Genomic DNA, 12431 nt, shown 5'->3' on the forward strand with positions numbered 1-12431 from the left:
TGGAGCGACGGGAGGCCCTGGCTCTGTTCACGGGGCTTCAGCCTGCGGGGTGGAACTTGAAGGCCCCTCAGCTTTGATGCCTGCAATCGGGTCTCGATCGGTTCTGATTAGTGAGAGATAGTTGAAGGAGGAAGCCGCGGCGCGTCTGTTTTCCGGTTCAAGAGGCGGAGTTCTGAAGGGCCGCGTCCGCTGTTCTGATGAAACGTCCCTGAGGGGAACGTTGCGCGATGGGCACTTTTGAGGACAGAGCTGATGCAGGGCGGCAGTTGGGGCTGCGTCTGGGGCATCTCCGTGGCCAGGATGCAGTCGTCCTTGGACTGCCTCGCGGCGGGGTTCCGGTCGCGTTCGAGGTTGCAGCGGCCCTTGACGCGCCCCTGGATGTGATCGTAGTGCGCAAGCTGGGAGTACCGTTTGAGCCCGAACTCGCGATGGGAGCGATAGGGGAGGACAACGCATCTGTGCTGGACCAACGCGTCCTGTCAGCCACAAGGGTCAAACAGGAAGAGCTGCGTGCTGTTGAACGGCGCGAGCATGCCTTGCTCGATGAACGAGTTGCCCGATACCGCACCCGACGGCGGCGCATAGATCTGAAGGGCCGCACCGCCGTCATAGTCGACGACGGCATCGCCACCGGGTCAACGGCCAGGGTGGCCTGCGGCATCGCACGGAAGCTGGGAGCTGCGAGAGTGATTCTCGCCGTTCCTGTTGCCGCTGCCGAAGTCCTTCGCACATTGATGGAACCGGACGAGGTGGTGTGCCTTGTGACGCCACGGAGCCTGACGGCCATCGGCTACCACTACCGTGACTTCTCGCAGACGCACGACGACGAGGTGCTGCGGCTGCTCGACGCTGCTGCCGAGCGGCTAAAGGATGCGTCCTTGGGCGCCATGAACTCTGTAGGCGCCTTCGACTCTGTCGATGAAGATGTGCAGATCGATTCGGAGAGCGTGCGGCTTGAAGGACACCTCTGCCTTCCAGGGAACGCGGAAGGTGTAGTGGTGTTCGCCCACGGAAGCGGCAGCGGCCGCAACAGTCCGCGAAACCGGTTCGTCGCCTCGATACTTCAGCGGGCGGGCCTTGGGACCTTATTGCTGGACCTGCTCAGCCCTGCGGAGGAGCAGAACCGCGCCAACGTGTTCAACATAGAACTGCTGGCGCACCGGCTGAACGCGGCGAGCTACTGGCTTCGCAACAGGCCGGGAGCGGCGCCATTCACTGTTGGGTATTTCGGGGCGAGCACCGGGGCCGGTGCCGCGTTGTGGGCGGCGGCGGAACGGGGACAACGGATCGGCGGAATTGTTTCCCGGGGAGGCCGCCCGGATCTGGCCGGCGAGAGGCTGGCCCTTGTCCACGCCCCGACACTCCTGATCGTCGGCAGTGCGGACCACAAAGTCCTTGAACTGAATCGTCAGGCGCAGGCCCTCCTGCGCTGCCCCAACCGGCTGGAGCTTGTCGAGGGAGCCACACATCTGTTTGAGGAAACCGGCACATTGGAGGAAGCGGCGATTCTGGCCAAGGATTGGTTTGTCAGGCATCTGTTGCCGCGGCAGGACGGCAGGGGCGTTGAGGAATAGCGAAAGTATTTTCCCTAAGTGAAGGCGTCGCTGCTGACCGCGGGGGAGTGGATTTAGGGGGGCCCTTGACGACGCGACACGAGGGGGAGAATGTGGAAAGTGGATCGAGGAGGCGACCATCATGCAAGAGAAAAGCTGGTCGGTGAACATCGTCATCGACGAACATGAAAGCCAGACGCGGGCAACGGCGCGATTGCAGGTAGAGAACCGGTCTGAACTGGTTGGCGTCGGTATGGCCAGGCTGAATCCGGCAGATTCCGATGTCCCCGAGATCGGCGACGAGCTGGCGACCGCCCGCGCCTTGGCCGACCTGGCACATCAGCTGATCGAGGTCACCGCGGCCGATATCGAGAAAGTGACCAAAGAGCCGGCACATCTGCGCTCCTAGCGCTGCCGTGCCGCCAGCCGTAGCAGGGCCGCAGCGACAGCAGCGATCAGCACCACGGCCAGGGCGCTGATGCCGGAACGATTCCCGCCCCAACGGCCATACCTGCCGCGGAGATCAGGAAGGGCCCGGCCGCGGCCGGGATGCCCAGCCACCCGGCAAGGCCGGTGCAGGCCTCTTACACGAGCGGCCAGGGGTAACGCCTGCCGGTGCGGTCCACGGGCAGCACACCCTCGCGCAGCAAACGCTGCACCCGGCGCCGCAGGGCGGCGACCTCGGCGCCGTCGAGGAGCTCGGCGACGCCGGGAGGCACGGCGTCGGCGAGCGGGGTGATGTCCTCTAACAGAGGACCAGGGATGGGTTCGCCCGCGAAGTCCCAGATCACGGTGCGCAGTTTGAACTCTGCGGAAAAGCACAGCCCATGGTCGATGCCCCACACATGGCCGTCGTCGCCGCGCAGCACATGCCCGCTCTTGCGGTCGGTGTTGTTGGTGATGCAGTCGAACACCGCGATCTGCGCTAAAACGGCATGGGTCTCGGGCGAGTCCGCGTACAGCGTGAAGTAGTGCTCACGCAGGTCACCCTCGATGAACCACTGCAGCGACCCGACCCCCAGGGGACAGTCCTCGCGGATCACGGTCGGTGGCACAACCGCCCAACCGAGGTGTTCACTGAGCAGGTACGCGGCACGTTCCCGCCGGTACAGCCCGGGTTCAAAATCGGACAGCGGACGTTCGCCGGCCTCCGGCTTGTAGACCGCCCACGCCGCGGCGTCTCCGCGGGAGAGCTGGACCAGGAACGTCTCATTGCTGCTGCGCAGGATCCGTCCGAGCAGCTCGATGCGGCCATCGGCCAGCAGCGTCAGTTCCCGGCCGGGACACCCTTCCTCCCCGTTCACGGCGCACGCAGCCCGCTCAGGGGTTCCATGGTCGAGTTCACCGTGAGCACGGCCGGCGGCTGGCCATCCGCGTACGAGATAACCGAGATGGATCCCGGGCTGACAACGATCCGCTGGAAGAGGTCCAGATGCGTGCCAAGGGCGTGGGCGAGGGCAGCTTTGATTGGATCGGCATGGGAGAAGCAGACGACGACGCCCCCGGCGTGGGCGCTGCGCATCGCCTCAAGTGCTCCAACGATCCGCGCCTGCATCTCCTGGAAGCCCTCCCCGCCCGGGAAGCGGAAGGATGAGGGGGTGTGCTGCACGCTCTGCCACTGCGGCAGCCCCGACAGTTCGGCGAGCGCCGCCCCGGTCCACTCCCCGAAGTCACATTCGATGAGCCCTGCGTTGAGATGCACCCCGAGTCCGGTGGATGCGGCGGCGGGCTCCGCTGTCTCCCGGGCACGCTCCAGCGGCGAGGAGTAGATGGCATCGACGGGAAGACCTGCGAGCCGCTCCGCCACCCGTTCAGCCTCGACCCTTCCCCGGTCCGACAGGTGCAGTCCCGGAGCCCGCCCGGGCAGCACCGCGCCAGTGGTGGGCGTCTGGCCGTGCCGCACCAGCAGAAGCAGGGTGGTCTCCTGCTTCACCATCGGCGGCGATGGTCCCGAGGGCGTGGCTTCAGTCATCAGCACCCAGCTTAAGTGGTTCCACTGTCCAACGGTGGGAATCCAACGGGCGGGAATTGGAAGAAGCCGGACCCTCGATTCAGTGCGGGTTCGAGGACTACGGTGTACGTGTGAGTGATCGTCCCGATATCTTCACCGTTGGAGAACTGCGCGCAGCCGGCCACGTCCACAAAGACCTGCGCCATGAGATTCGCGACAACCTGCTCGCCGCGCTCGCCGCTGACCGCGATCCGTGGCCCGGTATCTACGGTTTCGGCCGGACCGTCCTGCCCCAGCTGGAGCATGCCCTGATCGCCGGTCACGACGTCGTCCTGCTCGGCGAACGCGGGCAGGGCAAGACCCGGCTGCTCCGCACCCTGGCCGGGCTGCTGGACGAGTGGTCGCCGGTCATAGAGGAATCGGAACTCAACGAACACCCGTACGAACCGATCACGGAACAGTCCCGGGCCCATGCCCTCACAGAAGGGGACCGGATGCGGGTGGCCTGGCGCCACCGCTCGGAACGTTACGTCGAGAAACTCGCGACACCGGACACCTCCGTGGCCGACCTCATCGGCGACGTCGACCCCATGCGGGTGGCCGAAGGCCGCCGCCTCGGAGACCCCGAAACCATCCACTACGGCCTCGTCCCGCGCTCGAACCGGGGCATCGTGGCCATCAATGAACTGCCCGACCTCGCCGAGCGGATCCAGGTGGCGATGCTCAATGTCATGGAGGAGCGCGATATCCAGATCCGGGGCTACGTGCTGCGGCTGCCGCTGGACGTGCTGGTCGTCGCCTCCGCCAACCCCGAGGACTACACCAACCGTGGCCGGATCATTACACCCCTGAAGGACCGCTTCGGGGCTGAGATCCGAACCCACTACCCGATAGAGCTCGACGACGAGGTCGCGGTCATTCGGCAGGAGGGGCGGCTGGTGGCCGATGTTCCAGTGATTCTCCTGGAGATCCTGGCGCGCTACACCCGGGCGCTGCGCCAGTCCCCGGCTATCAACCAGAGCTCCGGCGTCTCTGCCCGCTTTGGCATTGCCGGCGCCGAGACCGTGGCGGCAGCGGCGCTGCGCCGGGCCACCATGCGCGGGGAGGACGAGGCCGTCGCGCGGATCGTTGATCTGGAGAGTGCTGTCGACGTCCTCTCCGGCAAGATCGAGTTCGAGTCGGGCGAGGAGGGGCGGGAACAGGCCGTCCTTGACCACCTGGTGCGCACGGCCACGGCGGAAGCGGTGCGGGAGCATTACCGCGGCCTCGACTTCGGTCCGCTGGTGGCGGCGTTCGACGGCCACCGGACCGTGACCACCGGGGAAGAAGTCACTGCGCGGGAGTTCCTCGACAACCTCCCGTCCCTCAACGGCTCCAGCCTGTACGACGAGATCGGCGCACGGGCGGAGGCAAAGAACAACGGGCAGCGCGCGGCTGCCATCGAACTGGCACTGGAAGGTCTCTACCTCGCCCGGCGGATCTCGAAGGAATCCGACGACGGAGAGACGATCTACGGCTAGGAATACGGGGGAGGGAGAGGCACCATCATGAGCGCTCACAACCGGTCCTCCCGGTACGGCCGCTTCGCTGGCGGACCCGATCCGCTGGCCCCGCCTGTGGACCTGGCCGAGGCGCTCGAGGCGATCGCAGAGGAGGTCATGGCCGGCTACTCGCCCCGGCATGCGCTGCAGGAGTTCCTGCGGCGCGGCGGCCGGAACCGTGACGGTCTGGACGACCTTGCCGGCCGAGTCCAGCAGCGCCGGCGTGATCTGCTCGGCCGGCACCGGCTTGACGGCACGCTCAGCGAGGTCCGGAAGCTGCTCGACACCGCCGTGCTGGAGGAGCGCAAGCAACTGGTCCGGGACGCCATGATGGACAACACGGACCGTGCATTTCGGGAGATGCGCCTTCAGAACCTGCCCTACTCCACGGCAGCGGCGGTCAACGAGCTTTCCTCCTATGACTGGCAGTCTGGCGCCGCCCGGGAGGCCTACGAGCAGATCAAGGATCTGCTGGGCCGTGAGGTCCTTGACCAGCGGTTTGCCGGCATGAAACAAGCGCTGGAGAACGCCACAGAAGCGGACCGCGCAGCCGTGAGCGGAATGCTGCAAGACCTCAACAATCTGCTCGAGAAGCACCGGCGCGGCGAGGACACCGACGAGGACTTCCAGGAGTTCATGGCGCAGCACGGCCAATTCTTTCCGGAGAATCCGCAATCGGTCGAGGAGCTGATCGACGCCCTGGCGCAGCGCTCGGCCGCGGCCCAGCGGCTCCTGCAGTCCATGTCCCAGGAGCAGCGTGATGAGCTGATGCGTCTTTCGGGGCAGGCGTTCGGCTCGGCCCAACTGATGGCGCAGCTCGACCAACTTGACTCGAACCTGCGCGCCCTGCGGCCCGGCGAGGACTGGAGCGGGTCTGAGCGCTTCGACGGCCAGGAGGGGCTCGGGCTTGGTGACGGCACGGGCGTGCTTCAGGACATCGCCGAACTTGACCAACTGGCCGAGCAGCTTTCCCAGTCCTACAGCGGATCGCGCCTTGATGACCTCGATCTGGACGCCTTGGCCCGCCAGTTGGGCCCGGACGCCGCCGTCTCGGCCCGCACCCTGGCGGAGATCGAGCGGGCGATGCAGGACGGCGGCTATCTGCGGCGGGATACCGACGGCGGCCTGCGGTTGTCGCCGCAAGCCATGCGGCGGCTGGGGAAGTCGTTGTTACGGGACACTGCCACACAACTGTCCGGCCGGCAGGGTCGCCGGGACACGCGCGTGGCCGGGGCGGCCGGCGAGCAGACCGGCTCCAGCCGTGAATGGCAGTTCGGCGACGCCGAACCGTGGGACGTCACGCGCACCATAACAAACGCGATCCGCCGCACCATGGCCGACGGCGGTGATCCGGCAAGGGGGCTGCGCCTCGGAATGGGAGACATCGAGGTGGCGGAAACCGAGGCGCGTACCCAGGCAGCCGTCGCCCTGCTTGCCGATGTGTCGTTCTCAATGGCTGCGGAGGGCCGGTGGGTGCCGATGAAACGCACCGCGTTGGCCCTGCACCACCTCGTCTCAACCCGATTTCGCGGGGACCGGCTACAGCTGATCACGTTCGGCCGGTACGCGCAGGCCATGGACATCGGTGAGCTTACGGCCCTGCCGGTAGTACGGGAGCAGGGAACAAACCTGCATCACGGCCTGCTGCTGGCCAACCGGTTCTTCCGCCGGCACCCGTCGATGCAGCCCGTCCTCCTGGTGGTGACCGACGGCGAGCCTACCGCACACCTGTTGGCGGATGGCGAGTCGTGGTTCTCCTGGCCGCCGGACCCGGAGACGATCCGCGTCACTGTGGCCGAGCTGGACCGCCTCGGGCGTGCGGGCGTGCAGGCCACGTTCTTCCGTCTGGGCGGGGACCCGGCCCTGGAACGTTTTGTCCAGCGGATGGCCCGGCGCATCGACGGCAGGGTTGTGGCGCCCGACGTCGGGGATCTTGGAGCGGCCGTCGTGGGCGAATACCTACGTGCCCATTTCCACGGCCCCTACGACGACACCGACTGGGCTTCATGAAGCGAGGAGAAGGCGATGGGCGAGACAACGGCTGAGAAGTCATCAGCAGATCTGATGGTGGACCTGATCATTTCCCTGGACGGGTATGCCTCCGCCGAGGGATGGCCCGGCTGGTGGGGCCTGGAGGGACCGGAATACCTGGCGTGGCTTGAGCAGGAGGGGGAGAAGGACTACACCTTCCTCATGGGGGCGAACACATACCGGCTGATGTCCGGCATGTCAGAGGAGGCCGCGGCCGAAGGTTCGGGATTCTCGGACGAAGAGGGAGCCGCCCTGACCGGCCTCGACGCCGTGCCCAAGGTCGTCTTCTCTTCCACCCTGCAGGCACCCCTGACCTGGCCGAACTCGGAGCTGGTCACCGGGGACGCGGTCGAGGCCGTGATGGAGATGAAGCGGACGCGCACCGGGACCCTAAGTACCCTCGGCAGCCTCAGCCTGTCCCGGTCGCTGCTGACCGCGGGCCTCGTGGACCGGTTCCGGCTGGTCGTCTTCCCGGTGATCACGGGCCGCACCGGACGGGAGCGGATCTACGACGGCTACCCGGACGTCTCGCTCCAGATGGTGGACAGCCGGACTTTCGACGGCCGGCTCCAGCTGCTCGAGTATATTCCCACAGTGCTCAGCGGTCCGCCGGGCAGCGGTCGGACGCCGGAGCCGTAGCGCCATGCGTATTGACAGGCCCTACCGCTAAGAGCACTCTGATAGCGCCATCAACCCCCCCCATGCTGCAGGAGGACGAAATGTCCGCAGTAACTGTCAAGGCCCTGGAATCGAAGTCCTTCAACGACGCGGATGAAAAACGCCGACCGCCGAAGACCGAAGTCGACGTGGTAAACATCGGCGACACCACCCTCGGGAGATTCACCTTCGAGCCTGGCTGGCGCTGGTCCGAGACCGTTAAGACTGTTGTGCACACAGACAGTTGCCAAAACAACCATCTCGGATTCTGCACTTCGGGAACCCTCACGGTTCAAATGGAGGATGGATCGCGGGCCACCGTCAAAGCCGGTGACGCCTACGCAATTCCCGCTGGCCACGACGCATGGGTTGAAGGCGATGAAACCTTTGTCGGGTACGAGATCATGAGCGCCGCCAGTTATGCCAAGCCTGCCTGACGGCAAACCAAAGGAAACCGCCCGGGCTGAGTCCAACATGACGTAGCGCCTTGGGATTACTTGAAGGTTGAATTAGTGGCCTGTAGCTTTAACTTAAAGCTTCAAGTATTTTCCCGCTCAAGGAATGTCGAGGATCTCAGATGACCGCTTACATTGAGACTGCCGCGCAGGCCACCGCCCGTCCCAGGGCCACCGTCCGCAGCCAGGTCGTCGTGCCGCTTCGCTTTCCGGACGGGTTCACCGCAACCGCCGAGGTGCTGACATTCCATGGCCTCGCAGACGGCAAGGAACACCTGTTGCTCGCACTCGGAAAATGGGAACAGGCGCTCCTGCAGCGGGTGTCGGGGCCCAGGGTATCGGGGCCGCGGCTAGCGGGGGCGGGGCTGCCGGAGGATGTGACAGCGGCCAAAGGTGCACCCCTGGTCCGGCTGCACAGCGAATGCATGACCGGTGACGTGTTTGGCAGCCAACGCTGTGACTGCGGTCCCCAGTTGCGCGAAGCGGTCGAGGACATTGCCGCCGTCGGCGGTTTCCTGCTCTACCTGCGCCAGGAAGGGCGCGGCATCGGCCTGTACTCCAAGCTCGATGCATACGCGCTGCAGGACACGGGCCTCGACACGTACGAAGCCAACCTGGCCCTGGGGCACGGCGAAGACGAGCGCGATTACACAGCCGCGGCGCAAATGCTGGATGCTCTCGGCGCCACGAAGATCCGCCTGCTCAGCAACAACCCGGACAAGGGCGCGCAGCTGAGATCCCGTGGCATCGACATCATTGAACAGGTCCCCACGGGGGTTCATCTCTCCCCGGGTGTGGAGACCTATGCCGAGGTGATTCGGCGGCTTTCGCGGGGATGTGCGTCCACTGCCTGGACTGCGGGCCACCTATCGAGCACACCTGGATGCTGGCGCGCTGGCCGCAGCGGGTCCAGGACGAAGTCTTCGCGGACGGGCCGGCGCCGCTCGCGGCTGCAACCGGCGCACCCTTGGGTACGGCCAGGAAGGTTCCGGGAGGGTTCTCGATTTCGGGTCACTGGGGTTTCGCTTCGGGGGTGATGCACTCTGAGTGGGCGCTGCTCGGGGTGCAGTGCGACGGCGTCCGCCTGCAGTGCCTGGTCCCGGTCGCCGAGCTGGAGCTGCTGGACGTCTGGCATACGGCCGGGCTGCGGGGACGGGCAGCAACGACCTGCGTGCCGAGAACCTGTTCGTTCCCGGGCACCGGGCCATGGATTGGGCTCTCCTGAGCTCGGCGGACTACCCCGGCAGCATGATCCACTCTGATCCGCTCATCCATACGCCCATGGCCACGCTTTTGAATCTGGTGGCGCCCGCTGCCGCCCTTGGAGCCGCTGAGTACGCTGTGGACGTATTCCGGGAACGCATGATGCTGCGCAAAGTGAAGAACACTGCAGATAACCGCCAGGCGGATTCCCCGCTCGCGCAGGCTTCTCGAAGGCCTACGGCATGGTCGCCACGGCGCAGCTGCACTGGCAGGACGCAGTCGGCCTGGTGTCGGAGTCAGTTGGCCGCCAGCCTGCAACCCTGACGGAGGAGGAGCGGGCACGCTACCGGCTCGCCCTGGCCCTCAGCGGCGAGGCATCGGAAGAAGCTGTCCGGCTCGTCATGTCCGGATCGGGGGGAGCGCCCACCGGCTTTCGCATCCCCTTCAGCGGATCCAGCGCGACGTGGGTGTGCTCCTCAACCACCCGACGCTGAGCGCCGACCCGATCCTCGAGCAGGCGGGCCGGGGACTGCTGGGCCTCGGATTCACGGTTCCCGCGTTCTAGTCGAAGTTCGCATCCTAAGCTCCTGTTTGTCCGGGTTCGGGAACAGTGTTTTCCCGGTCATATGGTTATTTGAGCCGGGGCTCCGTAGATCGCTGAGCACCGGGGATAGCGGCATCGGATCTGTCTCTATCAAACATTCCGACCATTACATGGCGGCAGGAGGATGGTCTCCGGCCCCAGACTTTCGTGGAGGTTCATATTCTGTTGATATGGCGAGCATGACTCTTGTCATCTCGTGGCCTTGGGATACCAATCCGGCCTTGACGATCCCGTGAGTTCTCGGGCGTGCGTGAGCGGAGTTGCCCGAGCGGGCAGCGCCTGGCACCCAGACGGCTGTACCGACAAACCTGCACGGTAAGTCGGCGTCGTGCTTCACTGACCGGGAAGGGAACGGGGTCGGTGACCGGTGGCGGCGTTATGACGAGAGGGTACTGCTGGGGCGGGCGTCCAGCCAGTGCCCGAGCGCCGCCTCGTGCTGGTAAGACAGTGCCGTAGGTGCGCGTTCCTATCCGCCTCTGCATAGTTGGTCTTGATGATGGGCGCATCTGATGCTTGCCCCCCGATCGTCAGAACGGAGTAGCTTTCGATCCGACGATTTCTCATCGCAGTCTGCGGTAAAAGCGCGAGTAGTGAAAGGGCACGGCCATGTACAGCAGTGAACCCACTGCATTCCCACCGAATCGACCGCCGACTCCTCCAAAAGGGCGCAAGGCCTCGGCAGGCTGGGTTGTACTGGCTTTGACTGGGGTTGCAATTGTCAGCGCTATATCCCTTGGCCAGAACGGGCTGAGCCAGGGTGGTACGGCCTTGGGTGAGGCGACGCAGGGTGGTACCGCCTCGGGTGAGGCGACGCAGGGTGGTACCGCCTCGGGTGAGGCGACGCAGGGTGGTACCGCCTCGGGTGAGGCGACGCAGGGTGGTACGGCCTCGGGTGAGGCGACGCAGGGTGGTAGGGCCTTGGGTGAGGCGACGCAGGGCTGGGACGATCAGGCGGTGCTCTCCTTGGCGTGTTCGTTCGCCCGTGACGCCATAAACCAGGCGAGCATTGACGCGGTTCTAATAGATGCAGCAAAAATTCGCTTCATTAATATGGAGCGCCTGAAAGTGGGGATAGCTGATGGATGGACAGATCAGATGCTGCAGGTAGTCGATGCCGCAAACGGCTTTGCCAGTCTTCGCAACGAGCCTGACCTCAGTGACGGGGGTATTGGCCTCAGGGCGTCCATGCATAACCTCGTCGAGCTCTGCCTGAGAGAACGCCTATAAGCCTGGCTACTTCCCTTGCGGCGAGGCACGGTGCGCCGCTTTGTCGATGCCGCTTACAACGCCGTCAAGAGTGCCCCCCTGAGTGTCCCTTCAGGCGCCCCTTTCATTGATACGGCCGAAGAAAATGAAAGCTGCTTCAGTAAAGGGACTCGGTGAACTATGGGTAATTACGTAGGGAAGCACAATGCCGGCGGGACGGCGGGTCCCGGTCGGATAAAGCCCCTCTTGCTGACCATCTTGGCTGCTCTGGTTGGACTCAGCGCTTCCGGATTCGACGTGGCGATGCCCTTCTCGGAGGCTGTGGACGCACGGACTATTCCGAGAACTGATATCGCAGCGTCTTCTTCTTTTATGGTTGATCCTTACGGCCTTGTTCCTTTCGAACGTGTAATTGTCGACACCATCGCCGCAGACGGTACTCGGAAAAGGAATGTAGCCTCTCATGGGCTTGAGCGCCCCCCCGCTGGAAAGCTGCTTGCGCCTCTGGAAGTTCTGAACCGGTCTTCCGCGTTTGGGCTTCGAAGTAGCCCGATTTCTGGCGCTGCCGGAGAATTTCATTATGGACAGGACTTCGCTGCGGGGTGTGGGACACGTGTTTACTCTTCTGACGCGGGCGTGGCCAGGGCAGTTGGGTGGCACCTTTGGGGTGGTGGAAACCGCGTAGAAGTCGACCATGGCAACGGGCTCATCACAACGTACAACCATTTGGAATCGAGCACGATCGAACAGGGTGAGACTGTCGACGTCGGTGAAGTAATTGCGCGTGTCGGCACAACCGGTTCCTCCACAGGATGTCACCTCCACTTCGAATCGATCGTCAAAGGAGTCCACACAGATCCAGACAACTGGGATTTCCTGCCCATTTCTCAGTTGGTTCAACTCGATGACCTTCCGAGATTGAACTTTGAGCCAGGCCGCGGCGTGCGGGCTGCCCGTGCTCCGGTATGGGCAGTTCCTGTCACGGAAGCCGTAGACCGCAGTGTTACTGGCGGCGACCACGAGGGCCGCGTGACCGAACCGCCGTCACCCGAGAAACCATCACCGAGTACGGCACCGCCTAAGCCTCCCGAGCCGGATCCGCCGGTGCTGCCGCCGGTCTCTCCGGATCCGCCGGTGCTGCCGCCGGTCTCTCCGGATCCGCCGGTGCTGCCGCCGGTCTCTCCGGATCCGCCGGTGCTGCCGCCGGTCTCTCCGGATCCGCCGGTGCTG

The 12431-nt window shown here is 64.9% G+C and carries 12 protein-coding genes and 2 pseudogenes; 12 read left to right on the forward strand and 2 right to left on the reverse strand.

What is annotated here, in order from left to right:
* Positions 1-227: 227 nt before the first annotated feature.
* Both ACIP9X_RS18795 and ACIP9X_RS18800 read left to right on the forward strand, forming a co-directional pair.
* Positions 228-1574, forward strand: coding sequence for a phosphoribosyltransferase family protein (locus ACIP9X_RS18795; protein ID WP_400481275.1), 1347 nt, complete (start codon positions 228-230; stop codon positions 1572-1574).
* Between the two features lie 121 nt (positions 1575-1695).
* Positions 1696-1962, forward strand: a complete 267-nt coding sequence (locus ACIP9X_RS18800) for a DUF1876 domain-containing protein (RefSeq protein WP_400481276.1) — start codon at positions 1696-1698, stop codon at positions 1960-1962.
* A gap of 175 nt (positions 1963-2137) precedes the next feature.
* Here ACIP9X_RS18800 and ACIP9X_RS18805 read toward each other — a convergent pair whose 3' ends face one another.
* Both ACIP9X_RS18805 and ACIP9X_RS18810 read right to left on the reverse strand, forming a co-directional pair.
* Positions 2138-2857 (reverse strand): SCO1664 family protein, encoded by a 720-nt coding sequence (locus ACIP9X_RS18805; protein WP_400481277.1) that lies wholly within the window; start codon positions 2855-2857, stop codon positions 2138-2140.
* Entirely contained in the window at positions 2854-3525 is a 672-nt protein-coding gene (locus tag ACIP9X_RS18810) for an MSMEG_4193 family putative phosphomutase (protein ID WP_400481278.1), read from the reverse strand. Before ACIP9X_RS18810 ends, ACIP9X_RS18805 begins: the two co-directional genes overlap by 4 nt.
* A gap of 110 nt (positions 3526-3635) precedes the next feature.
* On the opposite strand from ACIP9X_RS18810, the gene ACIP9X_RS18815 reads away from it, so the two are divergent.
* The 10 genes and pseudogenes from ACIP9X_RS18815 to ACIP9X_RS18860 all read left to right on the forward strand — a co-directional run.
* A complete protein-coding gene (locus ACIP9X_RS18815) occupies positions 3636-5024 on the forward strand; it encodes a magnesium chelatase (protein WP_400481279.1) in 1389 nt (462 codons plus the stop codon).
* A 27-nt stretch (positions 5025-5051) separates the two neighbouring features.
* Positions 5052-7055, forward strand: a complete 2004-nt coding sequence (locus ACIP9X_RS18820) for a VWA domain-containing protein (protein ID WP_400481280.1) — start codon at positions 5052-5054, stop codon at positions 7053-7055.
* Positions 7056-7070: 15 nt separating this feature from the next.
* On the forward strand, positions 7071-7715 hold the full coding sequence (locus ACIP9X_RS18825; protein WP_400481281.1) for a dihydrofolate reductase family protein: 645 nt from the start codon (positions 7071-7073) through the stop codon (positions 7713-7715).
* An 80-nt stretch (positions 7716-7795) separates the two neighbouring features.
* The gene (locus ACIP9X_RS18830) at positions 7796-8170 is read left to right on the forward strand and encodes a cupin domain-containing protein (protein WP_400481282.1); all 375 of its coding nucleotides are present in this window, start codon (positions 7796-7798) and stop codon (positions 8168-8170) included.
* A 140-nt stretch (positions 8171-8310) separates the two neighbouring features.
* On the forward strand, positions 8311-9225 hold the full coding sequence (gene ribA / locus ACIP9X_RS18835) for a GTP cyclohydrolase II (RefSeq protein ID WP_400481283.1): 915 nt from the start codon (positions 8311-8313) through the stop codon (positions 9223-9225).
* Positions 9222-9413, forward strand: a complete 192-nt coding sequence (locus tag ACIP9X_RS18840; protein WP_400481284.1) for a hypothetical protein — start codon at positions 9222-9224, stop codon at positions 9411-9413. The genes ribA and ACIP9X_RS18840 overlap by 4 nt, the downstream gene beginning before the upstream one ends.
* Before the next feature lie 220 nt (positions 9414-9633).
* Positions 9634-9885: a hypothetical protein gene (locus tag ACIP9X_RS18845; RefSeq protein ID WP_400481285.1), complete on the forward strand. Its 252-nt coding sequence runs from the start codon at positions 9634-9636 to the stop codon at positions 9883-9885.
* 716 nt (positions 9886-10601) lie between these two features.
* Positions 10602-11222: a hypothetical protein gene (locus ACIP9X_RS18850; RefSeq protein ID WP_400481286.1), complete on the forward strand. Its 621-nt coding sequence runs from the start codon at positions 10602-10604 to the stop codon at positions 11220-11222.
* 351 nt (positions 11223-11573) lie between these two features.
* Positions 11574-12050, forward strand: a pseudogene (locus ACIP9X_RS18855) (M23 family metallopeptidase); the annotation flags it as partial.
* 69 nt (positions 12051-12119) lie between these two features.
* Positions 12120-12431 (forward strand): annotated as a pseudogene (locus ACIP9X_RS18860) (hypothetical protein); the annotation flags it as partial.

The organism is Arthrobacter sp. NPDC093125 (genome assembly GCF_044754225.1).
In the GTDB taxonomy this organism is placed as follows: domain Bacteria; phylum Actinomycetota; class Actinomycetes; order Actinomycetales; family Micrococcaceae; genus Arthrobacter.